General features: G+C 72.7%; 28 protein-coding genes and 2 pseudogenes. 8 read left to right on the forward strand and 22 right to left on the reverse strand.

The annotated features are described in order from the left end of the window. Positions 1 to 30 precede the first annotated feature (30 nt). Entirely contained in the window at positions 31 to 933 is a 903-nt protein-coding gene (gene gsmA / locus IE99_RS30790; RefSeq protein WP_169744491.1) for a sporangiospore maturation cell wall hydrolase GsmA, read from the reverse strand. Positions 934 to 1,146: 213 nt separating this feature from the next. Here gsmA and IE99_RS0126995 point away from each other — a divergent pair, with 213 nt between their 5' ends. Continuing rightward, positions 1,147 to 2,226, forward strand: coding sequence for a sensor histidine kinase (locus IE99_RS0126995; RefSeq protein WP_030176908.1), 1,080 nt, complete (start codon positions 1,147 to 1,149; stop codon positions 2,224 to 2,226). After that, a complete protein-coding gene (locus tag IE99_RS0127000; RefSeq protein ID WP_030176910.1) occupies positions 2,223 to 2,948 on the forward strand; it encodes a response regulator transcription factor in 726 nt (241 codons plus the stop codon). The genes IE99_RS0126995 and IE99_RS0127000 overlap by 4 nt, the downstream gene beginning before the upstream one ends. Positions 2,949 to 2,961: 13 nt before the next feature. Here the strand turns inward: IE99_RS0127000 and IE99_RS0127005 are convergent, their stop codons facing one another. The 10 genes and pseudogenes from IE99_RS0127005 to IE99_RS0127050 form a co-directional block, all read right to left on the reverse strand. Then, positions 2,962 to 4,644, reverse strand: coding sequence for a SulP family inorganic anion transporter (locus IE99_RS0127005; RefSeq protein ID WP_037560159.1), 1,683 nt, complete (start codon positions 4,642 to 4,644; stop codon positions 2,962 to 2,964). Beyond that, positions 4,641 to 4,970, reverse strand: coding sequence for an ArsR/SmtB family transcription factor (locus IE99_RS0127010; protein ID WP_030176914.1), 330 nt, complete (start codon positions 4,968 to 4,970; stop codon positions 4,641 to 4,643). Before IE99_RS0127010 ends, IE99_RS0127005 begins: the two co-directional genes overlap by 4 nt. A 53-nt stretch (positions 4,971 to 5,023) precedes the next feature. Then, positions 5,024 to 5,131, reverse strand: a pseudogene (locus IE99_RS31515) (DUF3073 domain-containing protein); the annotation flags it as partial. Positions 5,132 to 5,181: 50 nt separating this feature from the next. Further along, positions 5,182 to 6,165, reverse strand: a complete 984-nt coding sequence (locus tag IE99_RS0127020; RefSeq protein WP_030176916.1) for an NAD(P)-dependent alcohol dehydrogenase — start codon at positions 6,163 to 6,165, stop codon at positions 5,182 to 5,184. A 94-nt stretch (positions 6,166 to 6,259) separates the two neighbouring features. Beyond that, positions 6,260 to 7,407: pseudogene (locus IE99_RS29840) on the reverse strand (FAD-dependent monooxygenase). 231 nt (positions 7,408 to 7,638) lie between these two features. Beyond that, positions 7,639 to 8,346, reverse strand: a complete 708-nt coding sequence (locus IE99_RS0127030; RefSeq protein WP_051713353.1) for a TetR/AcrR family transcriptional regulator — start codon at positions 8,344 to 8,346, stop codon at positions 7,639 to 7,641. A gap of 68 nt (positions 8,347 to 8,414) precedes the next feature. Continuing rightward, entirely contained in the window at positions 8,415 to 8,864 is a 450-nt protein-coding gene (locus tag IE99_RS0127035) for a DoxX family protein (protein WP_051713355.1), read from the reverse strand. Between the two features lie 205 nt (positions 8,865 to 9,069). Continuing rightward, a complete protein-coding gene (locus IE99_RS0127040) occupies positions 9,070 to 9,675 on the reverse strand; it encodes a dihydrofolate reductase family protein (RefSeq protein WP_030176923.1) in 606 nt (201 codons plus the stop codon). A 172-nt stretch (positions 9,676 to 9,847) separates the two neighbouring features. After that, a complete protein-coding gene (locus IE99_RS0127045; protein ID WP_030176925.1) occupies positions 9,848 to 10,426 on the reverse strand; it encodes a GNAT family N-acetyltransferase in 579 nt (192 codons plus the stop codon). Beyond that, positions 10,423 to 11,721, reverse strand: a complete 1,299-nt coding sequence (locus tag IE99_RS0127050; protein ID WP_051713357.1) for an NsdA family TPR-like regulatory protein — start codon at positions 11,719 to 11,721, stop codon at positions 10,423 to 10,425. The genes IE99_RS0127045 and IE99_RS0127050 overlap by 4 nt, the downstream gene beginning before the upstream one ends. A gap of 141 nt (positions 11,722 to 11,862) precedes the next feature. Here IE99_RS0127050 and IE99_RS30795 point away from each other — a divergent pair, with 141 nt between their 5' ends. Then, positions 11,863 to 12,156: a hypothetical protein gene (locus IE99_RS30795; RefSeq protein ID WP_051713360.1), complete on the forward strand. Its 294-nt coding sequence runs from the start codon at positions 11,863 to 11,865 to the stop codon at positions 12,154 to 12,156. 127 nt (positions 12,157 to 12,283) lie between these two features. Here IE99_RS30795 and IE99_RS0127060 read toward each other — a convergent pair whose 3' ends face one another. From IE99_RS0127060 to IE99_RS0127110, 11 genes are read right to left on the reverse strand one after another with little or no spacing between them, the layout of a single operon-like run. Further along, complete coding sequence (locus tag IE99_RS0127060; protein ID WP_030176931.1) at positions 12,284 to 12,622, reverse strand: hypothetical protein; 339 nt, start codon at positions 12,620 to 12,622, stop codon at positions 12,284 to 12,286. Between the two features lie 15 nt (positions 12,623 to 12,637). Then, positions 12,638 to 13,027: a hypothetical protein gene (locus IE99_RS0127065; RefSeq protein ID WP_030176933.1), complete on the reverse strand. Its 390-nt coding sequence runs from the start codon at positions 13,025 to 13,027 to the stop codon at positions 12,638 to 12,640. Next, complete coding sequence (locus tag IE99_RS0127070) at positions 13,024 to 13,263, reverse strand: ribbon-helix-helix domain-containing protein (protein ID WP_169744492.1); 240 nt, start codon at positions 13,261 to 13,263, stop codon at positions 13,024 to 13,026. Before IE99_RS0127070 ends, IE99_RS0127065 begins: the two co-directional genes overlap by 4 nt. 46 nt (positions 13,264 to 13,309) lie before the next feature. Continuing rightward, on the reverse strand, positions 13,310 to 14,554 hold the full coding sequence (locus IE99_RS0127075; protein ID WP_051713366.1) for a cation:proton antiporter: 1,245 nt from the start codon (positions 14,552 to 14,554) through the stop codon (positions 13,310 to 13,312). A 6-nt stretch (positions 14,555 to 14,560) separates the two neighbouring features. Beyond that, on the reverse strand, positions 14,561 to 15,043 hold the full coding sequence (locus IE99_RS0127080; RefSeq protein WP_030176939.1) for a cation:proton antiporter regulatory subunit: 483 nt from the start codon (positions 15,041 to 15,043) through the stop codon (positions 14,561 to 14,563). A 58-nt stretch (positions 15,044 to 15,101) separates the two neighbouring features. Continuing rightward, a complete protein-coding gene (locus IE99_RS30800; protein ID WP_051713368.1) occupies positions 15,102 to 17,132 on the reverse strand; it encodes a HAMP domain-containing sensor histidine kinase in 2,031 nt (676 codons plus the stop codon). Then, entirely contained in the window at positions 17,129 to 19,189 is a 2,061-nt protein-coding gene (locus IE99_RS30805; protein ID WP_051713370.1) for an ATP-binding protein, read from the reverse strand. The genes IE99_RS30800 and IE99_RS30805 overlap by 4 nt, the downstream gene beginning before the upstream one ends. After that, complete coding sequence (locus IE99_RS0127095; protein WP_211258939.1) at positions 19,186 to 20,658, reverse strand: glycosyltransferase family 2 protein; 1,473 nt, start codon at positions 20,656 to 20,658, stop codon at positions 19,186 to 19,188. The genes IE99_RS30805 and IE99_RS0127095 overlap by 4 nt, the downstream gene beginning before the upstream one ends. Next, positions 20,655 to 21,773, reverse strand: a complete 1,119-nt coding sequence (locus IE99_RS0127100) for a HEAT repeat domain-containing protein (protein WP_157610511.1) — start codon at positions 21,771 to 21,773, stop codon at positions 20,655 to 20,657. The genes IE99_RS0127095 and IE99_RS0127100 overlap by 4 nt, the downstream gene beginning before the upstream one ends. 20 nt (positions 21,774 to 21,793) lie before the next feature. Beyond that, positions 21,794 to 22,168 (reverse strand): response regulator transcription factor, encoded by a 375-nt coding sequence (locus tag IE99_RS0127105; RefSeq protein ID WP_030176949.1) that lies wholly within the window; start codon positions 22,166 to 22,168, stop codon positions 21,794 to 21,796. 2 nt (positions 22,169 to 22,170) lie between these two features. Continuing rightward, the gene (locus IE99_RS0127110; protein ID WP_169744493.1) at positions 22,171 to 22,533 is read right to left on the reverse strand and encodes a response regulator; all 363 of its coding nucleotides are present in this window, start codon (positions 22,531 to 22,533) and stop codon (positions 22,171 to 22,173) included. Between the two features lie 313 nt (positions 22,534 to 22,846). Here IE99_RS0127110 and IE99_RS0127115 point away from each other — a divergent pair, with 313 nt between their 5' ends. The 5 genes from IE99_RS0127115 to IE99_RS0127135 all read left to right on the forward strand — a co-directional run bounded on the left by IE99_RS0127115 (position 22,847) and on the right by IE99_RS0127135 (position 26,849). Then, entirely contained in the window at positions 22,847 to 23,041 is a 195-nt protein-coding gene (locus IE99_RS0127115) for a hypothetical protein (protein WP_030176953.1), read from the forward strand. A gap of 50 nt (positions 23,042 to 23,091) precedes the next feature. Next, positions 23,092 to 23,526, forward strand: a complete 435-nt coding sequence (locus tag IE99_RS0127120) for an ATP-binding protein (protein WP_030176955.1) — start codon at positions 23,092 to 23,094, stop codon at positions 23,524 to 23,526. Positions 23,527 to 23,715: 189 nt separating this feature from the next. Further along, positions 23,716 to 25,332, forward strand: coding sequence for a methyl-accepting chemotaxis protein (locus IE99_RS0127125; RefSeq protein ID WP_030176957.1), 1,617 nt, complete (start codon positions 23,716 to 23,718; stop codon positions 25,330 to 25,332). A gap of 231 nt (positions 25,333 to 25,563) precedes the next feature. After that, a complete protein-coding gene (locus IE99_RS0127130; RefSeq protein WP_030176958.1) occupies positions 25,564 to 26,223 on the forward strand; it encodes an ArsR/SmtB family transcription factor in 660 nt (219 codons plus the stop codon). Then, on the forward strand, positions 26,220 to 26,849 hold the full coding sequence (locus IE99_RS0127135; RefSeq protein ID WP_030176960.1) for a class I SAM-dependent methyltransferase: 630 nt from the start codon (positions 26,220 to 26,222) through the stop codon (positions 26,847 to 26,849). Before IE99_RS0127130 ends, IE99_RS0127135 begins: the two co-directional genes overlap by 4 nt. Positions 26,850 to 26,854 lie beyond the last annotated feature (5 nt).

The following is a 26,854-nucleotide window of genomic DNA, read 5'->3' on the forward strand; positions in this document are numbered from 1 at the left end:
CGCACCCGGAGGGGGCGCGGCGGCGGGGGGTCAGTTGTACCGGTAGAGGTCGAAGTCCTTCATCAGCTTGATGAGCTTGCCGGGGTACGCCGGGTCGGTGGCGTAGCCGGCCTTCGCGATCTCCTTGGCGAACTGGTCGGCGTTGCTCTTGTACTTGAACGCCGTCTTGTAGCGGGAGTTCAGGGCGAGGAAGCGGCCGTGGTCCTCGAAGGACCCGGTGGGGGAGGCGTAGGCCCGGAACGTCGCGGTGGTCTTGTGGCAGCCCTTGCTGGTGCACTCGGTCGTCGGGTACTTGTGGCAGGCCACCTGGTAGGGGGACTTGACGCTGCTGCACTTGATGCCGAAGTAGTTGTTCGACTTGGTGGCGAGGGCCGACTGGCCGTAGCCGGACTCGAGGATGCCCTGGGCGAGGACGACCGACGCGGGGACGCCCCAGTCGGCCTGGCTGACCTGGGCGGCCTTGGAGGTCTTGGCGAGGAAGGCGACGGCGTTCGAGGGGAGCCGCCTGGCCGTCGCGGAGACCGGCACGATGGCGGGCCGCGGGGCGAGGGGGCCCGTCGACTTCGCCTTGGTCTTGGCCTTGGCCGGCGGGCAGTAGGAGACCGGGCGGGCGCGGTCGACGAGGGTGTCCGGCACGTAGCCGCCGCCCTTGACCCGCACCCACGTGGTGCTGCCCTTGACCTTGGTGCCCTGCGTCCAGCACATGACGGTGACGGTGCTTCGGTTCTTGACGGTCTTGACCTTGCCGGCCTTGGTGGAGGGGGTCTTCCGGACGGCCAGGGTCTTCGCCTTCGCGTCGACCTTCGCCGACGACGAGCTGTAGGTCTTGGGGGTGGCGGAAGCAGCGGAGGCCGTCGCGACGGTGGTCGCCAGGCCGGCCAGGGTGCCACCGGTGAGGATGAGAGTCGCGACGGAGCGCTTGATTTCCCGCATGTCCATAACGTTCGGTTACGGGAGATGCGCTCTCGGTGCGCATGGGTTGCCCGGGGGTTGCGGCGTTTTGGGGTGGTCGCTACCTCCCGAAACCCTCGGTCCCGAGCATCCGACCTGTGTTGATAACTTTTCGTAGAGGGAACGTCACCTAAGGTGATGGAACGCTCCAGCGCAGGGTTCGCGGGCAGCACAGGGGCCAGGGGGAGACGGGACGTGCCGGACAACGGTCAGCGGCCAGGACGGGACGAACCGTCCGGGACCCGCTCCTGCCAGTTCCTCCGCGCCGTCCTCGCGCTGGTCGAGGAACGGCTCAGGACCGGCCTGGACGCGCGCAGCGACGCGATCGTCCCCGCCGGGCTCCGCAGCATGCCGGGTGTGACGGAGGCGGCGCTGCGCCCGGCCGCCGACCCGACCGATCCGGGGGAGCGGACGTGGCCGGCGGGACCGGGCCGCCGGCTCGGCGTCGTCCTGGACGACGACCTCGACGAGTGCGGCGTCCCCGAGGCGCTCGCCTGCCTGGCCGCGCTGCTGGACGCGTCGTCCCGCCCCGACAGCGCCGCCCGCCCCGTCCCCGCCGACGCGGGCCTTGACGCCGAGAAGTCGGAGTTCATCGCGACCGTCGTGCACGACCTCGCCACCCCGCTGACCCCGATCGTCGCGTACGCGGGGCTCCTCGCCGACCCCGACACCGGACCGCTCACCCCGTCCCAGCAGCAGTTCATCGAGGTGATCGAGCGGAACGCGCTGCGGCTGTCGGAGCTGCTCACCGACCTGCCGCTGCTCGCCGACCCCGTCTCGCCGGAGCTGGAGCTGCGGCCGGAGCGGACCGACCCGATGACGATGGTCCGGGACGTCGTGGCGCAGTTCCGCCCCGGCGCGCTGCGGTCGGGGGTGTCGCTGCGCTTCCAGGCCCGCCCCGGCCCCGCGCTGACCTGCGACCCGATCCGGATCCGCCGGATGCTCGACATCCTGCTGACCGGCGCGCTGACCGGGTCGACCCAGGGCGACGCGATCGAGGTGGCGGCCCGCCCCACCGTCGAGGGCTGGTGCATCGAGATGACCCACACCGTCGCCGGCTGCGGGCCCGCCGGCGAGAACGGCGAGGCCGCCTACAGCGACGGCGGGGAGGCCCGCGCGCAGTGGCCCAGCCACACGACCGCCAGGGTGATCGCCGGTATGCACGGCGGCACCCTCAGCATCGACATCGGGGACGGGCGGCGCACCGCACAGGTACGGCTGCCCTGGGAACCACCCCTCGACCCGACCCCCCTCGACCAGGAGGAGAACCCGTGAGCCGCCTGCTCGTCGTCGAAGACGATCCGGACACCCTGACCGTCATCGAGACGCTCCTCGCGCACAGCGGCCATGAGGTCGTCCCCGCGTCCGACGGCCGCACCGGCCTGCGCCTGCTCCACGAGGTCCGCCCCGACGTCCTGATCCTGGACATCGGGCTCCCCATCATGGACGGCTGGGAGGTGCTGGAGCGCGTCCGCGACATCAGCGACCTGCCGATCATGATCCTGACCGGCCGGGGCCAGGAGACCGAGAAGGTCCGGGGCCTGCGCGCGGGCGCCGACGACTACCTGGTCAAGCCGTTCTCCAAGGGGGAGCTGACCGCCCGCGTGGAGGCGCTGCTGCGGCGCGTGGGCACCGCGTCCTGGGCGGAGGACGTCTACGACGACGGCGTGGTGCGGCTGGAGCCCGCGACCCGCGCCGTCCTGGTCCAGGGCAACGAGGTGCAGCTGACCCCGACGGAGTTCCGGCTGCTGAACACCCTCGTCCGGCACGCCGGGCACGTCCTCAGCCCGGTGCAGCTGCTGTCCCTGGTGTGGGACGACCCGACCGGCCTCAGCCCGGACCGGGTGAAGTTCGCGATCCTGCGGCTGCGCCGCCGGATGGGCTTCACCGACGTCGCCGAGTCACCGATCGAGGCCGTCCGCGGCGTCGGCTACCGCTACCGCCCCCCGACGACCCAGACCGGCGCGAAGGGGCGCCTCTCCTCGGGCCGCCGCTGACCCGCAGGGCGGGTCACGCCGTGACGCCGGCCGCGGGCTCCGGCGGCGCCGCGGGGAGGACGCCGTCGCGGTGCAGGTGGGCGCGGGCGTGCGCGATCGCCTCCGGGGTGGTCGCGAACACCAGGCCGTCGCGGCGGAGGTGGTCGGCGACGCCGAGGGCGGCGAGGACCTGGTCGTGGCCCGGTTTCACGCCGGAGATCAGGACGGTGATGCCGCGCTCCTCCAGCCGGGTGATCGCGTCGCCCAGGACGCCCGCGCCCGTCGCGTCCAGCGTCGAGATCCGCGACATCCGCAGGATGACGATGCGGACGTCGCTGACCTCCGACAGCTCCAGCAGGAACCGGTGCGCGGCGGCGAAGAACAGCGGGCCGTCGAAGCGGTAGGCGACGATGTGCTCGTCCAGGAGCCGCTGCTCCTCGGCGGTGTGGTCGCCGCCCCGCAGCGGCACCCGGTCCAGCTGGGCGGTGCGCGCCACCGCGCGCAGCGCCAGGACGACCGCCAGCGCGACACCGACCGCGACCGCCGTGATCAGGTCGAACACCACCGTGACCGCGAACGTGAAGACCAGCACGGCGGCGTCGCCGCGGGTGGCGCGGGCGATCGCGCGCAGCGACCCCACCTCGACCATCCGGACGGTCGTGGCCAGCAGCACCCCCGCCAGCGCGGCCAGCGGGATCCGGCCGACGAGGCCGCCCAGGGCCAGGACGATCACGGCCAGGACGGCGGCGTGCGTCAGCGCCGCCAGCCGCGAGCGGGCCCCGGCCCGCACGTTCACGGCCGTCCGGGCGATCGCGGCGGTGGCGGGCACCCCGCCGAGCATCGGCGCGGCGATGTTCGCGACGCCCTGCCCGAACAGCTCCCGGTCCGGGTCGTGCCGCTCGCCGACGCTCATCCCGTCCGCGACCGTCGCGCACAGCAGGCTCTCCAGCGCCGCCAGGGCGGCCACCGCCAGCGCCGACGGCAGCAGCGCCGCGACGGCGCCCGCGTCCAGGAAGGCCAGGGACGGGGCGGGCAGCCCCTCCGGCAGCGCCCCGATCCGCGCGACGTCCAGCGGCAGGACCTCGGCGGCCAGCGTCGCCAGGACGATCCCGGCCAGCGAGAACGGGATCCCGGGCCGGATCCGCGCGCCCGCCAGCATCAGCGCCGCCACCGCCACCGCCATCACCGGCGCCGCGACGGTCGGCGCGTCCATGAACCGGACGGCCGCGTCGGCCGCGCCCCGCCACACCTTCTCCGCGTGGACGCCGGTCACGCCGAGCGCGGCCGGCACCTGCTGCAGCGCGATCACCACGGCGATCCCGGCGGTGAAGCCCTCGATGACGGGCATCGGCAGCAGCGCCGCGAACCGTCCCGCTCGCAGCGCCGCCATCGCGACCAGGACGATCCCGGCCATCAGCCCGACCATCAGGACGCCGCCCGTGCCGTGCCGCGCCACGATCGGGACGAGCACCACCGTCATCGCGCCCGTCGGCCCCGACACCTGCAGGTTGCTCCCGCCGAACACGGCGGCGAGGGTGCCCGCGACGATCGCGGTGACGAGGCCCGCCTGCGCGCCGAGGCCCGAGCTGACGCCGAACGCCAGCGCCAGTGGCAGCGCCACCACCGCGACGATCAGCCCGGCGGTCAGGTCGCGGACGGGGGAGCGGCGCGCGGGCGCCCAGTCCGCCCGCCGGGGCAGCAGCCGTGCGGCGCTCACGCGTCGGCCGTCAGCTCGGCCAGCAGGACGCCCTGGTCGGCGAGCAGGTCGGTGATGATCCGCCGCGCGGCGCGCATCAGCTCCGAGACGTCCCCGCCCGCGAGCTCGTACACGACGGTCGAGCCCTCGCGGTGCGCGGTGACGATCCCGGCGCGGCGCAGCACCGCCAGCTGCTGGGACAGGTTGGACGCCTCGACCTCGATCGCGGCGAGCAGGTCCCGGACCGGCATCGGCCCGTCGCACAGCAGCTCCAGCACCCGGATCCGCACCGGATGCCCGAGCGTCTTGAACAGCTCCGCCTTCGCCTGGTGCAGGGGGAGGGGCATCAGCGCTCGCCGTCCGCCCGCGGCTCCTCCGCCCCGCCGGCGGCCGGTGCGGGCGCGGCGCCCAGTTCGCGGCGCAGCCGCTCAAGGTCGGTGCCGCCGCCGTCGTACTTCAGCTTCCGCGCGACCTTCGTCTGCTTGGCCTTGGCCCGTCCGCGTCCCATATCGCCCTCCCTCGCCGAAGGATTGCAATACTAGCAAATTGAAGAATTGTTCAAGCCATCAGGGTGATGGCGACCTTGCCGCGGGCGTGCTTGCGCTCGACGTACCGCAGCGCCTCGGGGACGTCGGCGAACGGGTAGGTCCGGTCGATGACGGGCGTGATCGTCCCCGTCTCCATGAGACCGGCCAGATAGCGCAGGTCCCCGGCGTTGGGCTTCCAGCGGACGGTGGTGATGCGGTGGCCGGCGAACCGCGTGGCCAGGGCGCCGCGCAGCACCTGCCCCATGGGGCCGAGCAGGCGCCCGCGCGCGGCGATGCCCCCGACGAGCACGAGCGTCCCGCCGGGGGCGAGCGGGCGGCGGAGCCCGCGCAGCGACCGGTTCCCCACGATGTCCATCAGCAGGTCGTACCGGCCCCGCCGGTCCGTGAAGTCCTCGCGGGTGTAGTCCACGACGTCGTCGGCCCCGAGGGAGCGCACCAGTTCGGCGTTTCGGGCGCTGCACACGGCGGTGACCTCCGCGCCGAGCGCCTTGGCGATCTGGACGGCGAACGTGCCGATGCCGCCGGAGGCCCCGTTGATCAGGACGCGCTGCCCGGGCTGGAGCCGGCCCTCGTCCCGCAGGCCCTGCAGCGCCGTGTGCGCGGCCATCGACACGGCCCCCGCCCGTTCGAAGGGGACGCCGGCGGGCTTGACGGCGAGCCTGTCCTGCGGGACGGCGACGGCCTCGGCGAACGCCCCGAGCGCGACCTCGCCGAAGACCTCGTCGCCGGGGCGGAACCCGGTGACGTCCGCCCCCGCCCGCTCGACGACCCCGGCCAGGTCGGCGCCGAGGATCAGGCCCGCCCTCGGCCGCCGCAGCCCGGCGCTCATCCGCACCAGGTGCGGGTCTGCCCGCAGGTGGCGCCAGTCGTAGGGGTTGACGGAGGCCGCCCGGACCCGGACGAGCACCTCGTCCGGGCCGACGGCGGGCTCCGCGACGTCCTGGAGGGTCAGCACCTCGGGCGGGCCGTACCGGGCCCAGGTCCATGCCTTCATGGCGTCTCCCCTTCGTCGTACGTCGTAAGGTTGTCTTATCGCGTAAGGCTACCGTACGCCGTAAGACTGTCAAGGGCGGGCCGCGCCCGATCGCTCAGCCGGCCGGACGGCCGAACCAGCGGGAGAGGCGGCCGTCCAGGTCCCGCTGGTCGGCGCCGACCCAGGCGACGTGGCCGTCGGGGCGCAGCAGGACGGCCGGGACGTCCAGTGCCGCGGTGGGATCGGCGAGGTGGTCCACCCGGTCCGACCAGCCGCCCGCGGTCAGGCGCCCGGTGCGGTCCAGCAGCAGTCCGCGGCCGCGACGCAGCAGGCCGTAGAGGCGGCCCTGCGCCACGTCGATGTCGCGCATCCGGCGGCCGAGCAGGTCGTGGCCCTCGCCGACGTCGTAGCGGACGCCGATCGCGGTGATCTTCTCGATCAGATGGCGGTTCACCTCGTCGAAGTCCATCAGTTCGGTGAGCAGCCTGCGCACGGCCTGCGGGCCCGCTCCGGGGGACGACAACTCCGTCTGGGCGCGCGTGTTGTCCAGGACGTCGGCGGCGACCGGGCGGCGTTCGGCCTCGTAGGTGTCCAGCAGGCCGTCCGGGGCCCAGCCGCGGATCTGCGCGGCCAGTTTCCCGCGCGATCACCGGCGTCCACGGCGGGGACGACGACGCTGTAGACGCCTTCGCCGAAGGGCCTGAGCCAGAATCGCCTGTCGCCGATCTCGGCCATCCTGGCGGCGATCTCCTCCTGCGGCGCGTCCGCCTTCATCTCGCCCATCAGCCTCTCGTTCCGCGAGGGCTCGCCGGGGAAGCCGACGCCGAGCAGTTTGCGCACGGTGCTGCGCGCACCGTCGCAGCCGACGAGATGGCGCGCGCGCAGCCGCTCCCCGCCGGCCAGTTCGACGGTCACGCCCTCGCCGTCCTGCTGGAGGGCGGTCACCGCGCGACCGCGCCGGACCCGCGCGCCCAAGGCGATCGCGTGCTCTTCGAGCAGGCGCTCGATGACCGGCTGCGGGATGCCCAGCAGATAGGCGTGCGCGGAATCAAGGCCCTTGGGAACGGGCTTGTCGATGGCGGCGAAGAATCCACCGGCCGGACGCTTCCGTCCGTGCTCGAGGATGCGATCCAGCAGTCCGCGCATCGCCATCAGCTCGATACTGCGGATGTGCAGACCGACGATGCGGACGAACGACTTGGGCTCGGTCTCCTTCTCCAGGACGAGTACCCGCACGCCGTGCAGCCGCAGCTCGGCGGCCAGGACCGCGCCGGTCGGCCCGCACCCGGAAATGATGACGTCTTGCACTGGTGTTGCCTTTCGGGAGTGCCTTCATGGAGGCGCTCCCGGCGACACCTGCGTCAGTCGCCGTCCGTGACGCGAAGAAGGAGCACCCACGTCGATACAGCGTTCATGGGTCTCACCTCCTCGGGCGGTGTCACGTTCGACCGGACCCTACAAGCCGGCCATCACCGCGTCCATTTCTTTTCGGGCTTACGAGCCGATGCGGCGCCGTTCCAGTCCGTCGAGGATCAGGTCGAGGCCGAACTCGAACTCGAACCGGTCGTCGCAGAAGCCCAGGGTGCCGTCCGGGTCGTCGTGGGCGATCGCCCCCACCATCCCGGCGAGGTTCGGGAACCGCTCCGCCATCGCGGCGGCGTCCGGCGCCTCGGCCGGGCCCTCCTCGCCGCCGGGCTCGAACAGCTCCTGGCTGAACCCGATGGCCCGGCTGCCCAGGGCGTGCAGCGCGTGGTGGGCCAGGTCGTAGGAGAACCCGCCCGCGCGCAGGATCCCGACCACGCCGTCGTAGTAGGCGATGACCGCGGGGCTCGTGGTGGTGCTCGCCTCCAGCGCCCGCGGCGCCCAGCGGTGGCGCAGCAGGACCTCCCGGGCCGCGAGGACCCGGGCGCGCAGCGCCGCCCGCCAGTCGTCCGCCGGGTCGGGCGCCTCGACCTCCTCCGCCGCCCGGAGGATCTCGCCGAGGACCACTTCGAGGACGCCCTCCACGACCGCCCCCTTGTTGGCGACGTGGTGGTACAGCGACATCGCCTCGACCCCGAGCTCCTGCGCGAGGCCGCGCATCGTGAGCCGGCCGAGGCCGTCGCGGTCGGCGATCTCCACGGCGGCGCGCAGCACCCGCCGCCGGCTCAGCGGGACGCGGGGCTGCTCGGTCGCCTCGTCGTCGTCGATTCGTGGGGCCATGGATCCTCTCCGCCGAACTCTATCCGTACAGGGTAAGGATCATGGCCCGCGCCGGCCGGACGGCCCGGTCAGGTCATGGCGTGTTCCCGGTGGTGCCCGTGGCGGCCGTGCGCCCGGGAGGCGAGCAGGTGGTCGATGCCGAAGCGTCCGGAGCCGAAGACCGCCAGGAGCAGGCTCGCCGCGCCCAGCGTCATGACGAACTCGGCGCCGCCCTGGTCGAGGAACAGGCCGTTGCCCGCGTGGACGAACAGGTAGGCGCCCAGCATGTCGAAGACCAGCAGCAGGCCCGCCACCGGCATCGCCAGGCCCAGGATCAGCGCACCGCCGGCGACCAGCTCGATGAGCGCCGCCGCCCAGGCCGACACGGTCGGCAGCGGCACCCCGGCCTGGTCGAAGAACGCCGCCGTGCCGTCGATGCCGTTGGTGACGAGCTTCTGCCAGCCGTGCGCGGCGAACACCGCGCCGACGCAGATCCGCGCGACGAGCAGCGCCACGTCCCGCGCCATCGTGGCAATCATGACCCCTCCAAACCCGCCGCGATCGCCACCCCTGGTCTACCCGCCGGGCGAGGTTCCCTCCCGGCCGGCGGAGCGTTCAGCCGGCCTCCGCCATCCGCTGCCCGAGCTCCCCGAGCCGCTCCAGACCGGGGACCGTTCGCCGCCGGCGTTGCGCACCATCGTCCGAGACGTCCACGCGCGTCGTCTCACGGGCGCCGGGGCGACGTCAGGCGGGGGCGCCGAGCGGCGGGTGCTCGAGCACGCGCGGCTGGTACTCGAGCATCTGGATGCGGCCGTCGAACGTCCGGTGCTCGATCATCTCGAGGGCGACGTCCGGGTAGCCGTCGTAGATGCGCTCCGCACCCGTGGCCCCGGTGATCACGGGGAACATCCCGACCCGGAACCGGTCGACGAGTCCGGCCCGCAGTAGGGACCGGCACAGGCTGAGGCTGCCGATCGTGCTGAGGATCCCCGAGCCGTCCTTCTTCATGGCGCGGACCGTCTCGACGGCGTCACCGCGCACGAGGGTGGAGTTCGCCCACGTCAGCGGCTCCTCCAGCGAGGAGGAGAACACCACCTTGGGCGCCTGCGTCAGCTGGTCGACGGATGCCTCCTCCTCAGCGCGGAACTCGTCCTGGCCGCCCGGGACCTCACCGGCGGCGAAACCCGACATCAGCCGGTAGGTGTTCGCTCCCATGAGGTAGGTGACCTCGGGCTGCTCGTCCAGCCAGGCGAGGTACTCCGGCCCCTCGAGCCCCCAGAACCCGGGCCAGCCCTCGCCCGACGCGTAACCGTCGAGGGAGGTGATGAAGTCGACGAGAAGCTCCGACATGGCGGCGTCCTTTCCTCAGGTGTCACGAGATAGGACCAGCCGCCCGCCCCGAACTCATCGGGAATCAAGGGCACGCACGGCCCGCACGGCGCATTGGACGCTCTCCGATCAGCCGTGGGGCCGTGTTCAGCGGCATACCTGTCGAGGAAGGCGCCGTCGGGGTCGGACCGAATCAGCTCGTGCCGGACGCGGCGTCCCGTGGCAGGGGCAGGGGGACGATGAGGACGTCGAAAAGCGGGGAGTCGGGGAACGGGCGGGCTTCGCCGATCGGCGTCCAACCCCATCTGTCGTAGGCGCGGCGCGCGGAGGTGTTGTCCTTGCGCACGAGCAGGGTGGCACGCTCCTCACGGCGGCCACCCAGCAGCGCGTCATGGAGTGCGTGCGCGACGCCCCGGCCCTGCCATCGCGGGACGACCATCAGCTCGTTGAACGCGAAGGTCCGCGCCCCGGTCTCGTCGGTGAAGCCGTCCGGGACGGGCGTGGTCAGCGCCGTCCACCACCGCGCCCCGACCGGAAGCGCGTACCCGAACGCCTGCCCGACGGGCCGTCCCTCGAGGTGGGCGATGACGATCTCGAACCCGGGCGCGCGGGCATAGCCGGGGAACCGTTCGGCGAACCGCTCCGCCGAGTAGAACGGCCGGTCGATCACGTCGGCGTGGCTGGCGACGTACAGCGGCACGATGACGTCGTCCAGGATCTCCAAAGCCGCTGACGGCTCATGCCGCGTGAACGAAAGCCCTGCCGGTGTCATGGCCCCACCGTGGTCATGAGCAGCGCGCGGGCCTCCCTGACGCAGGCTCGTCCCGCCAGATCGCGGGGCGTGAGCTTCAGCGACGTCATCGCGCTCCGGTACAGCAATCCGTCCCCGTGCAGGTTGTCCGGCAGGTGCTCCAGAACACCGATCAGGTGCCCGGCCCCTTCCTCTACGTCCCCGGCCTTCATCAAAGCGCCCGCCCGGTGCATCTCGATCTGCGTTCGCGCCTGCCGGTTCCGTGCCGGATACACGGCCAGCGAGTCCTCCTGGGCCCGCATCGCCGATGCGACATCACCGGAGACCGTGTGGACCAGGCTGCTGACGTGGTGGAGCCGCTGATCCGACCATCCCCACTGGGTTCTCCGGTCGGCGCGGACGCTTTCAGGCAGCCGCTCGAACACCCTCCGCAGATCGTCGAGTGCGGCGGTCGCGTCGCGGTCGCGGCCCATCTCGGCGAGCCCCTGGGCGCGCGCAGCGTGGGCGCTGACGACACCGACGCAGGCGGTACCGCGGCCGAGGGCGATCGCCTCGTCCGCCAGCTCGAGCGCCGAGGCCCGGGGTGCCGTCAGGTAGAGGCCGAACACGGCGGCGCGGCCCCGCACGAACGAGGCGATCACAGGGTCACCGGTCTGGTCCGCGGCCCGCGCCGACGTCCGCCACCACCGGCGGGCGCCGCGGGAGTCACCGAGACTGGTCAGCGTGATCGCCATGAGCGCGGCCAGTTGCGCCGCCACATGCACCAGCCGGGTCCTGGCCGGGCCGCGCGCCGCCGGGATCAACGTGATGAGCTCGCCGAAGTCGGTCGACAGCTCGGGGCGCAGCAGCGTGGACGGCGCGAAACCGACCTCATGGGCGTAGTCGTACGCCACGCGCTCCCACTCGTCCGCGTCACGCTCTCCGGCCTCGGCGGCGACGGCCGTCTCGAACGCCCCGCGCAGCGGCTCGAGGTCGCGGCTCAATGATCCGGCGGCCACGCCGGCCGCCATCAGGCCGAGCATTGCTCTGCGGTTCACGTCCTCATTGTCGATGACCGAGGCGGATTCCGCACCGAACAAGGCGCGTTCGTCCGGGAGACCGAAAACCGCGACATAGGCGGCCGCCCAGTCGCGGGGAAAGTGCGCGCCCGCCTCGTAACGGCGGATCTGCCTGGCCAGCGATGCGACCTGACCGGCGGCGGGAGATTGCCCGGCAGCCGTGAACAGATGCCGGGCCAGCGCTGGTTTCGACCAGCCGCGTGCCTCCCGCTCGTCCTGCAGCCGCTCTGCCCATCGGGGGCGTTCTCGCTCGGTCATCGTTGGTGATCCGTTCACTCCGACCGGACGGGCGGACCCTTCGACCGTCCGCCTTCCGCCCCTCAGTGTCCGCCTACCGCGAGACCCGCGCACGCCATTCACTGAACGTGACCGAATCGCCACCGAACCCGGGAGACGGACATGGCTGCGAACAGCCGGCGACCACTCGACGGCCGGACGCGGAACGCGCTCACCGGGGCGTTGCGCGCTCGGCTGGGGGAGGAGTTCGCCGAGTGGTCGCTGTGGGTCAGCGACGAGGGGACTTACTACGCCACCCGGCGGCACCTGCTGTCGGCTGCGGAGCTGTGGAACGGCTGCGCGCAGACCGTCCACGCCGACACCGGCGACGGCCTACGCGACCGGCTGGCCGAGCAGCGCGAACAGGAGCGGCAGGCGCTCGTCCAGGACGCCCGGCAGGCCGGAGGGCCGCGGTGACCCGCTCGGCCCCTGGGCCGAGCGGCTCTTGACGCCTTCTTGGAGGCTTTTCGGGGGTGCGGGGGCGGAGCCCCAGGGATGAGTCCGAGCGGAGCGAGGGCCTTGTTCCATCCCGCGCGGCGGTGGTTCAGGTTTGCGCGAGGTGCCGACTGGGAGCTCGGACGTTCATGCACGCCTCGTGGATGTCACGGGCGATCTGCTCCCAGCCCGCCGTGCCGTCACCGATCTCGTGGAGCGCGGAGCGGACCGTGGCGACGAGCTTCTGCCCGGCCTCGGCGAGGTCGTCGGCCTGTACGCACATGGTGATCAGGATGTCGCCGGTGGCCAGCGTCGCGGTGATGTCGACGTCCTCGATGGCGGGGTCGGAGTCCTCGAGGTTCGCCAGTGCCACCAGGAATTGTTCGACAGGGAACTCCATGTCGTCGACCTCGTCGACGCCGATCTCCAGGTCGGCGGAGAAGATCATCTCGGCTCCTTCGAGTCAGGGGATCTGCTCCACGCGGACGCCGCGGACGGCTCCGTAGGTTTCGGGGGCGGCCGTGACGAGGGGCCAGCGGCGCCAGCGCGCGGACCAGGCGGCCTGGGCGGCGTCCACCGCCAGGTCGGGTGCGGTGGTCGTGAGGAGGCCGGTCTGCCGGGCGATCACGTCGTCCATGTCGTCGACATGCACGACCTGCATGTCCGGCAGTCTCTCCAGCACGGCGCGGCCATGGTCGGGGACGAGCTGCCAGGCGCGGGCGAGGGCGGCGGCGGGGATGACGATGGTGGCGTGCTGGGCGATGGAGGCGCGCAGCCTGGCGCGAACGTAGATGGTCTTGCCCAGGGCCAGGTCTTCCAGAGCGGTCGTGTCGAAGACGTGGCCGAGGATCACGCCACGTCCTGGCCGTGCAGGGTGCCGCCATCGATCATCTGGCCGATGAGGGCCTGCTCGTCCGGGCTCGGGGCGCCGAACATCTCGTCCATGGCGGAGGCGTCCCGGAGATAGGCCAGTTTGAGCCGGGCGCTGTCGGCCAGGAAGCCCGACACCGAAGGGATCTTCTTGGCCTGGGCGAGCTCCTGCAAGGTCTCGGCCAGCTCATCGGGGAGCGTGATGTTGAGTCGCGCCATACGCTCAGAATACACACTCCAAAGCAACAGAATGCGCATCCTGCGGTCACACCTGGGCGGGGTGTTCGTGTTCTTGGCGGGTCGGGTCGGGGGTCTTGGGGCGGCGGTTGCGCAGGGCGCGGGACAGGGGGTCGGTGGCGCGGGCCAGCAGGGGGCCCGCGATCGCCAGGATGAGGACGTACGCGGCGGCCAGGGGGCCCAGGCGGGGGTTGAGGCCCGCGGTCACGGCGAGGCCGGCGATGACGATGTTGAACTCGCCTCGGGGGACCAGCGCCGCGCCGGCGCGGAGGCGGCCGGGGGTGGCGATGCCCGCGCGGCGGGCGGCGAGCCAGCCGGTGGCGGCCTTGGTGGCGATGCCGGTGGCGGCGAGGAGAGCGGCGACGGCCAGGACGGGGGGCAGGTCGGCGGGATCGGTGTTCAGGCCGAAGAAGACGAAGAACACGGCGGCGAACAGGTCCCGCAGCGGGGCCAGGAGTTCGGCGGCGCTGTGCGCGAGGGGGCCGGACAGGGCGATGCCGACGAGGAACGCGCCGACGGCGGCCGACACCTGCAGCTGCTGGGCCAGGCCCGCGACGAGCATGGTGAGGCCGAGCACCTTCAGCAGCAGCACCTCGTCGTTGGGGCTGGACACGAACCGCTCGACGAGCTTGCCGTGCCGCAGCGCGATGAACAGGATCACGGTGATGGTCGCGGCGGCGACGCCCAGCGCCGTCAGGCCCGCCATGAGGGACGCGCCGGCCAGCAGGGTCGTCAGGATCGGCAGGTAGGCGGCCATCGCCAGGTCCTCGAACACCAGGATCGACAGGATCGCGGGGGTCTCCCGGTTGCCGAGCCGGCCGAGGTCGCCGAGGACCTTGGCGGTGATGCCGGACGAGGTGACGTAGGTGATGCCGCCGAGCGCGACGGCGGCGACCGGGCCCCAGCCGAGCAGGAACGCGGCGATCACGCCGGGGGCGGCGTTGAGGACGAGGTCGGCCAACCCGACGGGCGCGGACGTCCGCAGCGTCCCGACCAGCTCACCGGCGGTGTACTCCAGGCCGAGCGTGAACAGCAGGAGGATCACGCCGACCTCGGCGCCGATCGAGACGAAGTCCTCGCTGGCGCCGAACGGCAGGATGCCGCCCGCCCCGAACGCCAGGCCCGCCACCAGGTACAGGGGGATCGCCGAGATGGCGAACCGGACGGCGACCGCGCCGAGGACGCCGAGCGCGAGGATGATCGCGCCGAGTTCGATCAGCTGGAGCGCGGCTTGCGACTGGTCGCCGGACGCGTACAGGGCGGCCGTCGGCATGCGGCCTCAGCCCCGGGTGAGGATGTCGACGACCGCGGCGGTGCCCTCGGCGGTGCCGACGGCGACGACCACGTCGGCCGCGTTGAACACGAAGTCGGGGCGGGGGCTGGCGATCACCTGGCCGGCGCGGACGACGGCGACGATGGACGCGCCGGTCCTGGTCCGGGCCCGGGTGTCGGAGAGGGGGCGCCCCGCGTACGGGGATCCGGGGGCGAGGGGGATCTGCTCGGTCATCAGGCCCTCGACCTCGCGCTGCAGCTCGGCGAGCCGCTCCACCACGCGGCCGGTGTCCAGGAGCTCGGCGAGGGCGCCGGCCTCGTCGCCGTTCAGCGCCACCGCCACCACGCAGCTGTCGGGGTCCTCCTTGTCGTAGATGACCAGGTCCCGGCGGCCGGTGTGGTGCGACACCACGCCGACCTGCCGGCCCCGCTCGGTGGTGAAGACGTGCCGCAGCCCGATCCCCGGCAGCGAAGTCCGCTCGACGTCCATGGCACCGCTCCGTTCAGCTCGTCCGCAACGATCACCTTAATGCGGACATCCCGCAGGTTCATCCGGGCGTCTCCGCCGGTGGCGCGCCGGTCAGGGGAATGCGGATCGTGACGGTGGTCCCCTCGCCCTCGACGGAGTCGAGCTCGAAGGCGCCGGAGTGGTTGGCGACGATGCTGCGGACGATCGACAGGCCGAGCCCGGTACCGGGGATGGAGCGGGCGGTGGCGTTGGACGCGCGGAAGAACCGGTCGGTCATCCGCTGCATCTCCCCGGCGGGGATGCCGATGCCGGTGTCGGAGATCACGAGGGTGGCCGCGTCGCCCCGGGTCCGCACCGTCAGGACGATCCGGCCCTCGGCCGGGGTGAACTTGATCGCGTTGGACACCAGGTTCACCACGGCGCGGTCGATCTGGTTGGCGTCGCCGTCCACGACGACGGGCATGGACGACAGGTCCACGGTCAGCCGGACGTCGTGCTTGGCCGCCACCGGGCGCATCGACTCCACCGCCCCCTCCACGATCGTGCACAGGTCGAGCGGCTGCCGGACGGTCCGGAACGCGCCCGACTCGATCCGCGACAGCGTCAGCAGGTCCTCGATGAGGAGCCGCAGGCGCGTCGTGTTCCGCTCGATGGCGTCGAGCATGCGGTCCTGCGCCGGGTTGACGTCGCCGGCGTCCTCGTCGCGCAGCAGCTCCACATACCCGGCGATGCTGGTCAGCGGCGACCGCAGCTCGTGCGACACCGTCGAGATGAAGTCGGTCTTGGCGACGTCCAGGGCCCGCAGCTCCTCCACCAGCTCCCTCTCCCGCGCGTACAGGCGCGCCTGCTCCAGCCCCCGGCCGAGCTCGCTGCCGACCGACTTGACGGCCGCGATCTCCTCGTCCGTCCACGGGCCGCGCTCGGCGGGGCGCGTCAGCAGCAGCGCCCCCAGCGCCACCGTCCCCGCACCGAACATGATGACCATGAACTCCATGTCGCCGAGCTCCCGGAACGCCTCCACGACGTCCTCGGGCATGTAGTCGGGCGGGTCCAGGGTCCTGCCCGAGGCGACGAACTCGGCGTCGTAGGTCCTCTGGACCTGCTCGGCGTCGATCGAGGGGAACGTCCGCGGCACCGGCGCGAGGGCGCCGTCGCTCCACTCCACCTCCACGGCGCCGACCCGCTCGTCGGTGATCAGCTCGACGTACACGGCGCCCGCGGGGAGCTTGGTGCCGAGCGCGGTCGCGGCCTCCCGGACGACCTGGTCGGTGTCCAGCGTCCGCCGGATCACGGTGGACGCCTCGTACGCCACCCGCGCGAGCCGTGCGCGCTTCTTCTCGGCGCGCCGCATCCGGCTCGCCTCCTCGGCCAGCGTGTTGATCGTCGCCCCCACGGTGCGGATCTCCACCGGCCCGGAGGTCGGCGCGCGGGCGTCGAGGTCGCCGGCGGTGATGCGGCGCAGCGTCCGGTCCATCGCGCGCAGCGGCGGCAGCAGGGCCCGGTAGGTCCGCAGGGCGGTGAACGCCGCCAAGGCCAGTGCCAGCAGCACGGCCGCGATCACCCCGGTCTGGATCCACAGCCGCTGCCGCTGCGCCTGCTCGTCCAGGTCCCGGGCCCGCTCCTCCAGCCGGCCCTCCAGCCCGTCGCTGAACCGCAGGAGCCCCTCGTAGCGCCGCCGCGCCCCGTTGGCGTACTCCAGCGTGCGCCCGCTGCCGCGAGGGATCGCGTTCGCCCGGTCGGCGTAGGCGAAGTACTCCTCGGTGAGGCGGCGCCAGGTGCGGACGTCGTCGTACAGGCCCGGCCTGTCGGCGTAGGACTCCATCCGGTCCAGCTGCGCCCGGTGCCGCGACCGCGCCTGGAGGTACAGGGTGTCGGGCTCGCCGTGGATCAGGTGGTTGCGCAGGCCCCGCGTCGCGTCGCCCATCGTGGAGCGCAGCTGGAGGTTCGTCAGCCGCAGCGGGGTGATGTGCTGCGACAGCTGCCGCAGCGACGTCTGGTACCGCAGCGACTCCGCGATCGCCAGGCCCCCGACCAGCACGACCAGGGACAGCAGCACCGTGAACGTCAGCCGCAGGAGGCCCGCGACGCTGCCGTTCCATCGCCCTCTCACCTCGCGCTGTCCCTCTCGGGCTCGGCCGCGACGGTGGTGCCGGCGTCGGCGGCGGTACCGGTCAGCGGGATCCGGACGGTGACGGTGGTCCCCGCGCCCTCGACGGAGTCCAGCTCGAAGGCGCCGGAGTGGTTGGCGACGATGCTGCGGACGATCGACAGGCCGAGCCCGGTACCGGGAATCGACTGGGCCGTGGCGTTGGACGCGCGGAAGAACCGGTCGTTCATCCGCTGCATGTCCCCGGCCGGGATGCCGATGCCGGTGTCGGAGATCGACAGGACGCACGCCTCGCCCTGGACGCCCAGCTTCACACCGACCCTGCCCCCGGCCGGAGTGAACTTGATCGCGTTGGACACCAGGTTCACCACGGCGCGGTCGATCTGGTTGGCGTCACCGTCCACGATCACCGGCGGCGGGCAGTCGATCGTGAGCTGGACCTCCTTCTTGGCCGCGACCGGGCGCATCGACTCCACCGCCCCCTCCACGATCGTGCACACGTCCAGGGGCTGCCGGACGCTACGGAACGCGCCCGACTCGATCCGCGACAGCGTCAGCAGGTCCTCGATGAGGATCCGCAGGCGCGTCGTGTTCCGCTCGATCGCGTCCAGCATCCGGTCCTGGACGGGGTTCACACCGCCGGCGTCCTCGTCGCGCAGCAGCTCCACATAGCCGGCGATGCTGGTCAGCGGCGACCGCAGCTCATGCGACACCGTCGACATGAAGTCGGTCTTGGCGGCGTCCAGCGCGCGCAGCTCGTCCACCAGCTCCCTCTCCCGCGCGTACAGCCGCGCCTGCTCCAGGCCCCGGCCCACGTCGGCGCCGACCGCCTTGACGACCGCGATCTCCTCTTCCGTCCAGGGGCCGCGGCCGGACGGGCGGGTCAGCATGAGGGTGCCCAGCGACACCGCCGCCGCCCCGAACGGGACGATGAGGAACTGCACGTCGCCCAGCCGCCGCAGCGCCTCCCGGACGAATTCCGGCATGTACTCCGGCGGGTCCATAGCGCTGCCCGCGATGGTCGCGCCGCTCCGGTACAGCTCCCGCTGGATGTCCGCGTGGACCGGCGGGAACGCCGTCGGCTCCGCCACGAGCCCGCCGTCGCACCACTCCACCTCCGCGGGACCGACCTGCTCGTCGATGATCAGCTGGACGTACACGGCGCCCGCCGGAAGCCCGGCGCCGAGCGCCGTCGCGGCCTCCCGGACGACATCGTCGCCGTCCAGCGTCCGCCGGATCCGCGCGGACGCGTCGTAGGCCACCTTCGCCAGCCGCGCGCGCTCCGCGTCCGCGCGCCGCAGCCGCGCGGCCTCCTCCGCCATCGTGTTGATCGCGGTCGCGACCGTGCGGATCTCCACCGGCCCGCTCGTCGGCGCGCGGGCGCCGAGGTCGCCGGCGGTGATGCGGCGCAGCGTCCGGTCCATCGCGCCGAGGGGGCCGAGCAGCACCCGGTAGGTCCGCAGCGCCGTGAACCCCGCCAGCAGCAACCCCAGCAGGACCGCCGCGATGATCTCGACCTGGCCCACCGTCCGCTGCCGCGCGGCCTTGTCGTACAGCTCCTCCACCTGCCGCGCCAGCCGCCTCTCCAGCCCTTCGCTGTACCGCAGGAGCACCTCATAGCGCATCCGCGTCCCGTTGGCGTGCTCCAGCGCGTCCGGACCGCCCGGAGGCCCCTGCATCGCCCGGTCGGCATAGGCGAAGAAGTTCTGGACGTGCCCCCGCCAGGTCCGGACGGCCTCGCGCAGCCGCCGGTTGTCGGCGTAGGACTCCATGTCCTCCAGCAGCGCCCGGTGCCGCGACCGCGCCTCGAGGTAGAGCGCCGCCGAGTCACGGTGGATCAGCCGGTTCCGCACGCCCCGCGTCGCGTCGCCCATCGTGGAGCGCAGCTGGAGGTTCGCCACCCGCATCGGGGTGGTGTGCCGCGTCACCTGCTGCAGCGCCTCCTGCTGCCGCAGCGACTCCGACACCGCCAGCACCCCCATCAGGACGATCAGGCCCAGCAGCACCGTGAACGTCAGCCGCAGCAGGGCGGCGACACTGCCGTTCCACCGCCTCGTCATCGTCCCCCGTCCCCGCCGGCCCCGCCGGGCGTGCTGAACCCCTCCCGCGTCATTACCCCCCAAACGCGGGGTGTACGGCGCAGCGCCGCAGCGATTCCCTGAATCCCCCACCAGGCGTTGAGCTGCCGGTATCCCAGCCCCTCGAGCTGGGACGCCACCGCCGCCACCACCAGATCGCTCCACCGGTGGTAGCGGCGGAACGCGTACTCCTCCACGGCCAGGGCCGTGAACGTCACCAGCACCCCGTATCCGTAGGACGCCAGGACGAACCACACCGCGAACGCCATCCCGACCGCGTCCATCAGCAGCCCCGCCGGCAGGAGCAGCAGGCTCCCGAGCCGCACCACCGGCGCCAGCAGCTCGAACAGCAGCTGATAGGGCAGCGAGAACAGCCCGATCCGCCCGTACCGCGGGTTCCCGATCATCGCGCGGTGCTTCCACATCAGCTCCGCCAGGCCGCGCTGCCACCGGCGCCGCTGCCGCGCCAGCACCCGCACCGTCGACGGCGCCTCCGTCCACGACACCGGACCGGACACGAACACGATCCGGTAGTCGGCGCGCTCCTCCCGCATGCGCCGGTGCAGCCGCAGCACCAGCTCGGCGTCCTCACCGATCGAATCGGGGTCCATCCCGCCGATCCGCACCACCAGGTCCCGCCGGAACAGCCCGAACGCCCCCGAGATCACCAGCAGACCGCCCAGCCGCGACCAGCCCGTCCGGCCCAGCAGGAACGCCCGCAGATACTCGATCACCTGGATCCGGACCAGCCACCGCGACGGCATCCGCACCTCGGTCACCCGGCCCGCGACCACCGTGCAGCCGTTCGCGATCCGGATCGTGCCGCCCACCGCCACCACCCGCCACGGATCGTCGGAGAACGGCCGCGCCACCGCCAGCAGCGCGTCCGGATCCAGCACCGAATCGGCGTCCACGATGCACACCAGCGGATGCCGCGCGAAGTTGACCCCCGCGTTCGTCGCGTCGGCCCGGCCCCCGTTGCGCTTGCGGACCACCACCAGCGGCACCGTCCCCTGGCTCGGGACGTGCACCGACAGGATCTCCCCCCGCACCGGGATGTCGCCCGGCACCACCCGCGGCATCTCCACCAGGTCGTGCTCGGCCCGCAGCCGCTCGAACGTCCCGTCGGTGCACCCGTCGTCCACCACGACGACCTCGAAACCGGGGTAGCGCAGCGCCAGCATCGCCCGGACCGCCTCCGCGATCCCCGCCTCCTCGTTGAACGCCGGCATGATCATGCTGATCGGCGCCACCAGCGGATTCGCGTAGACCGACTCGTCCCCGGAGAACGACTCCCGCCGGTGCTGGTACACCGCGTCCCGCGCGGCCAGGACGATCAGCAGCAGGTAGCTGGTGTTCACGCACAGGAAGTAGGCCAGCAGCGCCACGTTGACCGCGACCAGCACGTCCTGCCCGGCCGCGAACAGCGCGTCCGCGTCGACCCCGCTCAATGCCCCGAGGGCGGCCGGACACGTGCCACGGCGCCGACAGGCGGCCGCACCCCGCGCCGCAACTCCACCACGGCCAGCGCCTCCCGCGCGTGAGCCGCCACCGGCCCCCCGCCCGCAGGCCCCTCCGCATCGGCCGCCGCCACGCGCAGGGCCTCCCACGCGGGCGGGCCCAGCTCCCTGAGGGCCTCCGCCGCACTGTGGGGCACGCGGTAACCGGGCGCCCCCAGAAGATCACGCAGGACCGGAACGGCCTCCACGGCGCCCAGCTCGCCCAGCGCGCGCGCCGCCTCCGCCCGGACGGCCTCCGGATACGCCGGGTCCGTCGCGTCCAGCAGCGGGTCCAGGCACTCCCGCGTGCCCATCTTCCCCAGGGCGCGCGCGGCCCGCGCCCGCACCTCCTCGGCCGGATCGGACGCCACGGCCCGCGCGAGCGCCGGGACCGCCTCCGCCGAGCCCGCGTACCCGCCGGTGAAGCCCAGCACGTCCACCACCACCGCCCGCACCGGCGCCTCGCCGCGCGCGAGCGCCGCCACCAGCGCCGGACGCGCCGGCGGCCCCAGCAGGATCAGCGCCTGCACCACGATGTGCGCCGGCACCTGCCGCGCACCCGACAGGCAGCCGATCAGGTCGGGCGCCGCCACCGGGTCGCCGATCTGCCCCAGCGCCCGCGCCGCCACCGCCCGGACCTGCGGATCGCGGTCGCCCAGCAGCCTGCGCAGCCGCGGGACGGCCTCGATCCGGCCGAGCAGCCCCAGCACGTACGCGGCGTCGGCCCTGGCCACGGCGCCCCGGGCGGACAGGCCCCGCAGCGCGTCCCCGGCGAGGCCGCGCCGGTCGAACAGCAGCGCGAGCGCGTCGTGCCCCTGCCCGCGCACCTGCGCCAGCAGCGTCAGCGCGCTGGGCATGATCGCCCGCCACTCCCGCCGGCCGAGCGCGCTCAGCCGGTCCAGCGGCTCGGCGACGTCGTCGTCCCCGCCGATCAGGGCCAGCAGCCACGGCCGCGCCTGCGCCGCCAGCCGCGCGTCGCGCTCGGCCCGCCACCGGTGCCGCACCCGCCCGGTCACGATGACCAGCCCCAGCAGGCCCAGCCCGTTCAGCAGGACCCCCAGCACCACCTGCGAAAGGTTCCCGAAGATCACGTCCCGGCCCGGGCCAGCACCGTCTCCACCCGCTGCGTGAGATCGCGCGGGCTGAACGGCTTCACGATGTAGTCGTCGGCACCCGCCTGCAGGCCCGTCTGGACATCGCTCTCCTGCGCCCGCGCCGTCAGCATGATGATCGGGATGCGCGCCGTCTCCGGCCGCTCCCGCAGCGCCCGGCACACGTCAAGACCCGACATGCCCGGCATCATCACGTCCAGCAGCGCCACGTCCGGCGTCCGGCCCGCGGCCACCCGCAGCGCCACCTGCCCGTTCTCGGCAGGGAGGACGGTATGCCCCGCCTGCTCCAGCTTGAAGACGATGAGATCGCGAATGTCGGAGTCGTCCTCGGCGACCAGCACGATGGCCATGGTCACCTCCCTCCCTGCAGCAGCTTCACGATGCGCTCGACGTCCGCGCGGCGGAACGGCTTGTGCAGAATGCCGTCGGATTCGATGTCACAGATGTCCTCCATGTCCAGCACCGAGGTGATCACCAGCTTGCAGTGGCTCGTCCGGGGATCGGCGTGCAGCGTGCGGGCCACCTCATGCCCGCCCATATGCGGGAGCCGCACATCGAGGATCACCAGGTCGGGAGGATCGTCACGGGCCAGTTCCAGACCCGACTCTCCGCTGTCGGCCGTGCGGACCGCGCAGTGCAGACCTTCGAGATAGTGCGCGAGCAGGTCGCGGACGTCCCGTTCGTCCTCGATCACCAGCACGCGCGGTTCGGTCACGGTCCCGTCCGATCCGCCACCCGCACCGACCACCTCGGGGGAGGTCGCCGGGCTGCGGCCAACTGTCATTCCAGAATGCTACCAGTCGATCACTCTGAGTATCCACTGAGCTGCCATACCGTTTCCGGACGGTTTCGTCACCACTCTCCGGCCATCCGCAACCGACCCACCACCGGGTGGCAACCGGCCGGGCTCCCCCCGGAGCCGACATTCATAACGCTCGCCCCCGCGGAGGACCCCCGCAAGGCAAAGAGCGCGAATCGCCCCGCCAACGGACTGGCGGGGATGTGATCAACGGACTGAGGAGACGGCGGTGTCCGACTTCAACGCCATAGTGCGGCTGCTGGATCCACGATGGGCGCAGGACCTGCGCAGCTACGCCCTGAAGTACGAGGAGGAGCGGCACGAGATCCGCGCCTCCTGGATACCGTCATCCGAGGACGACGACACCTGGTTCGACCTCTACCAGATGGCGACGACCGTCGAGCAGGACATCGCCCTCATGTAACCCCCCGGGCCGCTCCCCGCGGCCCGGACGATCCCCGAGGGGTTGCCCCGATGACGCACGCGATCCGCCGCTTCACCGGCCGCGTCGACCAGGTCCGGCACGCCCGCCGCTTCGTCGCGGCCGAGATCGGCGACCGCCCCGCCGCCGACATCGCCGTCCTCCTGACGTCCGAACTCGCCGCCAACGCCGTCCTGCACACCCGCAGCGGCCACGGCGGCACCTTCGAGGTCGGCGTGCGCCTGGACGTCGATGTCGTCCGCGTCGAGGTCAGCGACCAGGGCTGCGCGTCCGGCCTCCGCCCCGGCGCCACCGCCCCCGTCGCACCCGCCGACTCCGTCGCCTCCACCCGTTCCGTCGACGACAGGTCGACATCCGGCCGCGGCCTCGCCATCGTCGCGGGCTGCGCCGCCCGCTGGGGACAGGACGGCGGCGCCGCGGGCCGCACCGTCTGGTTCGAACTGGACCTCGCCGACCCGCCCAGGTGATCATCGCCGGCGCTTCACGGGCGCTGCGATGGAATTCGCCGGAATGAGCCGGTCGCTGCGCGACCTGGTCGGCCGATTCCAAATCTGAGCCTGATTTCGGCCGTGTTCCTCAGATGGGGCGGAGGCGCTGCCGATGAGAGTTCACCACCGCCATGTCGGGCTGTGCTTACCTATCGAGGGAAACGCGTCATGTCTCGTTTCGCGAACACCGGCGTCGGCAAGCGCCTCGGGCTGTCCTTCCTGCTCGTCACCCTCCTCATCGCCGCCGCCGTCGGCGTGGGCCAGTGGCAGATCGGCAAGCAGCAGGACCTGAGCACCCGCCTGGACGATCTGGAGCAGGTCGAGGACGACGTCCAGAAGTTCGCGTACACCGTCGCCGACATCACCGGCTGGCAGGGCCTCGTCGTCGCCGACGCGGGCGCGTTCGGCGGCAAGGTCTCCGCCGCCGACGACGCCTACAACCGCAAGGGCGAGCTGAAGTCGAAGGAGTCCCTCTACGCCGCGATCGACGCGATGCACGTCCAGTACCTGACCGCCGCCGAGCGCGAGCAGGTCGCCAAGCTCCGCCCCGCCTGGGACGAGTTCTTCGTCTGGGACGAGAAGGTCATGGAGCTGCTGCGCAAGGACACCCAGGCCGGCCGCGCCGAGGCGATGAACAGCATCAACGGCGGCGAGGCCGCCGACGCCTGGTCCCAGGGCGTCGAGGTCAGCGACGCGCTCACCGCGTCCATCAGCAAGCGGATCGCCTCCCTGCGCAAGGAGATGGCGGACGTCGAGAGCACGAGCCGCTGGATCCTGGGCGCCACCCTCGTCCTGGCCCTCGGCATGGCGGCCGCGATGAGCATCGCCGTCACCCGCTCCGTCGTGCGGCCGCTGGGCACGGTCGTGTCGGCCCTGCACCGCGTGGCCGCCGGCGACCTGACCGTCCGGACGCGCATGAACCGCCGCGACGAACTCGGTCAGCTCGGTGACGCGCTGGACGAGACGACCGAGGCCCTCGCCGGGACGGTCTCGGCGCTCGTCTCCCACAGCGAGACCCTGGCGACGGCGTCCACGCAGCTCTCCGAGGTGGCGGAGCAGATCGCCTCGTCGGCCGAAGAGGCCAGCGCACAGGCGTCGGTCGTGGCGGCCGCCGCGGGAGACGTCTCCCGCAACGTCGAGGTGGTCGCCGCCGGCGGCCAGGAGATGGGCGTGTCGATCAGGGAGATCTCCAACAGCACCTCCGAGGCCGCGACGGTCGCGGGCGAGGCGGTCACGGTCGCCGCCACCACGAACTCGACGATGGCGAAGCTCGGCCAGTCGTCCATCGAGATCGGCAACGTGGTCAAGACGATCACCTCGATCGCCGAGCAGACCAACCTGCTCGCCCTGAACGCCACCATCGAGGCCGCGCGCGCCGGCGACGCCGGCAAGGGCTTCGCCGTGGTCGCGGGCGAGGTCAAGGACCTGGCCCAGGAGACCGCGCGCGCGACCGAGGACATCGCCAACCGCGTGAAGGCGATCCAGGCGGACACCGCCGCGGCGGTCGAGGCGATCGACAAGATCTCCGACATCACCGGCCGGATCAACGACTACCAGGCGACGATCGCCGCCGCGGTGGAGGAGCAGACCGCCACCACCAGCGAGATGAACCGCAACGTCGCGGAGGCGTCCACCGCCAGCGGCGACATCGCGGCCAACATCGCCGGCGTCGCGGACGCCAGCGCCACCACCACCCAGGGCGTGGAGCGCTCTCGCATCGCCGCGATGGAACTGGCCGACATGAGCCAGTCGCTGCGGGACCTGGTCGGGCGATTCCAGGTCTGAGGCACCCGCCTTTACAATGTAGATCAACACCCGTTCCGTGGCCCGGCGCACGCGCGCCGGGCCACGGCCATGTCAGCGGAACCGCGCGGTGACCCAGGTGAAGGGCTGGACGGCGCCGGACGGCGTCCGATGCCGGTCGGTGACGGCCCGCGTGACCGTGAAGCCGCCGCCCAGCCCGGCCGTCAGGCCGTCGGCTTGCCCTACAATATTCCAAAGACTATTGGAGGTTCGGTGACGTCGGCGAAGGCGCAGGTGTACGAGGGGTTCGCGCGGATCGGCAAGGCGCTGTCCAACCCGTCCCGGCTGGAGCTGCTGGACGTCCTCGCCCAGGGCGAGCGGAGCGTGGAGGAACTCGCGGCGGCCACCGGGATGCGGACGTCCAACACGTCCGCCCAGCTCAAGGAGCTGACCCGCGCGGGCCTGGCGGTGTCACGGCGGTCGGGGACCCGGGTGCGCTACCGGCTCGCCGACCCGCGGGTGGCGGTCCTGGTCGAGGACGCGAAGCGGCTCGCGCACGCCCGCCTGCCGGACGTGCGGCAGGCCGCTCGCGACTGGCTGGGCGACCCCGCCGCCCTGGAACCCGTCACCCGCGACGAACTCGCCGCCCGCCTCGCCGACGGCGTGGTGGTACTGGACGTCCGCCCGCCCGCCGAATACGCCGGAGGCCACATCCCCGGCGCCCTGAACATCCCCGCCGACCGGCTCGCCGACCGCCTGACCGAACTGCCGCACGGCACCGACATCGTCGCCTACTGCCGCGGCCGCTTCTGCCTCATGTCGCTGGACGCCGTCCGCCTGCTGCGCGCCCGCGGCCACCGGGCCCGCCCCCTGGACGGCGGCATCCCCGAATGGCGGGCCGCCGGCCACCCCACCACCGTCCCGGCGCCATGAGCCACGGCCACCCTCTCTTCGCCCGCGTCTACGCCCGTACCAGCCGCCTCATGGAACCCGGCCTCGGGGCGCACCGGCGCGCGCTCCTGGACGGCCTGTCCGGCCGCGTGATCGAGGTCGGCGCCGGCAACGGCCTCAACTTCCCGCACTACCCGGAGCCGGTCACCGAGGTCATCGCGGTCGAGCCCGAACCGCACCTGCGCGCCCTCGCCGAAACGTGCGCGGCCGCGGTCCCAGTGCCGATCAAGGTCGTGGACGGCGTGGCCGACGCGCTGCCCGCGGACGACGCCTCGTGCGACGCCGCGGTCGCCTGCCTCGTCCTGTGCACGGTCCCCGACCAGGGGCGCGCGCTCGCCGAGATCCGCCGCGTCCTCAGGCCCGGCGGACGGCTCCGCTTCCTCGAGCACGTCCAGGCCGCCTCCCCTGGACGCCGCCGCGCGCAGAAGGCCCTCGACGCCACCGTCTGGCCGCTCTTCGGCGGTGGCTGCCACTGCGGCCGCGACACCCGGACGGCGATCGAACGGGCCGGCTTCGGCATCGACCGGATCGACCACCTCACCAGCGCCGACACCCGGATCCCCTTCCCGGCGTCCCCCCAGATCCTCGGCACCGCCACCCCCCGGTGACCGTC

Origin of the sequence: Spirillospora albida, assembly GCF_000718255.1 — a bacterium.
Lineage (GTDB): Bacteria > Actinomycetota > Actinomycetes > Streptosporangiales > Streptosporangiaceae > Spirillospora > Spirillospora albida.

What these genes read in the sequence shown, in the direction of transcription:
- IE99_RS30795 (WP_051713360.1), top strand. Translation starts at nt 11,863, where the DNA reads ATGGCTGCGAACAGCCGGCGACCACTCGACGGCCGGACGCGGAACGCG.
- IE99_RS0127125 (WP_030176957.1), top strand. Translation starts at nt 23,716, where the DNA reads ATGTCTCGTTTCGCGAACACCGGCGTCGGCAAGCGCCTCGGGCTGTCC.
- IE99_RS0127050 (WP_051713357.1), bottom strand. Translation starts at nt 11,721, where the DNA reads ATGACCGAGCGAGAACGCCCCCGATGGGCAGAGCGGCTGCAGGACGAG.
- IE99_RS0127120 (WP_030176955.1), top strand. Translation starts at nt 23,092, where the DNA reads ATGACGCACGCGATCCGCCGCTTCACCGGCCGCGTCGACCAGGTCCGG.
- IE99_RS0127060 (WP_030176931.1), bottom strand. Translation starts at nt 12,622, where the DNA reads ATGATCTTCTCCGCCGACCTGGAGATCGGCGTCGACGAGGTCGACGAC.
- IE99_RS30805 (WP_051713370.1), bottom strand. Translation starts at nt 19,189, where the DNA reads ATGACGAGGCGGTGGAACGGCAGTGTCGCCGCCCTGCTGCGGCTGACG.
- IE99_RS0127105 (WP_030176949.1), bottom strand. Translation starts at nt 22,168, where the DNA reads ATGGCCATCGTGCTGGTCGCCGAGGACGACTCCGACATTCGCGATCTC.
- IE99_RS0127030 (WP_051713353.1), bottom strand. Translation starts at nt 8,346, where the DNA reads ATGGCCCCACGAATCGACGACGACGAGGCGACCGAGCAGCCCCGCGTC.
- IE99_RS0127035 (WP_051713355.1), bottom strand. Translation starts at nt 8,864, where the DNA reads ATGATTGCCACGATGGCGCGGGACGTGGCGCTGCTCGTCGCGCGGATC.
- IE99_RS0127080 (WP_030176939.1), bottom strand. Translation starts at nt 15,043, where the DNA reads ATGGACGTCGAGCGGACTTCGCTGCCGGGGATCGGGCTGCGGCACGTC.
- IE99_RS0127135 (WP_030176960.1), top strand. Translation starts at nt 26,220, where the DNA reads ATGAGCCACGGCCACCCTCTCTTCGCCCGCGTCTACGCCCGTACCAGC.
- IE99_RS0127020 (WP_030176916.1), bottom strand. Translation starts at nt 6,165, where the DNA reads ATGAAGGCATGGACCTGGGCCCGGTACGGCCCGCCCGAGGTGCTGACC.
- gsmA (WP_169744491.1), bottom strand. Translation starts at nt 933, where the DNA reads ATGCGGGAAATCAAGCGCTCCGTCGCGACTCTCATCCTCACCGGTGGC.
- IE99_RS0127040 (WP_030176923.1), bottom strand. Translation starts at nt 9,675, where the DNA reads ATGTCGGAGCTTCTCGTCGACTTCATCACCTCCCTCGACGGTTACGCG.
- IE99_RS0127075 (WP_051713366.1), bottom strand. Translation starts at nt 14,554, where the DNA reads ATGCCGACGGCCGCCCTGTACGCGTCCGGCGACCAGTCGCAAGCCGCG.
- IE99_RS0127070 (WP_169744492.1), bottom strand. Translation starts at nt 13,263, where the DNA reads ATGGCGCGACTCAACATCACGCTCCCCGATGAGCTGGCCGAGACCTTG.
- IE99_RS0127045 (WP_030176925.1), bottom strand. Translation starts at nt 10,426, where the DNA reads ATGACACCGGCAGGGCTTTCGTTCACGCGGCATGAGCCGTCAGCGGCT.
- IE99_RS0127010 (WP_030176914.1), bottom strand. Translation starts at nt 4,970, where the DNA reads ATGCCCCTCCCCCTGCACCAGGCGAAGGCGGAGCTGTTCAAGACGCTC.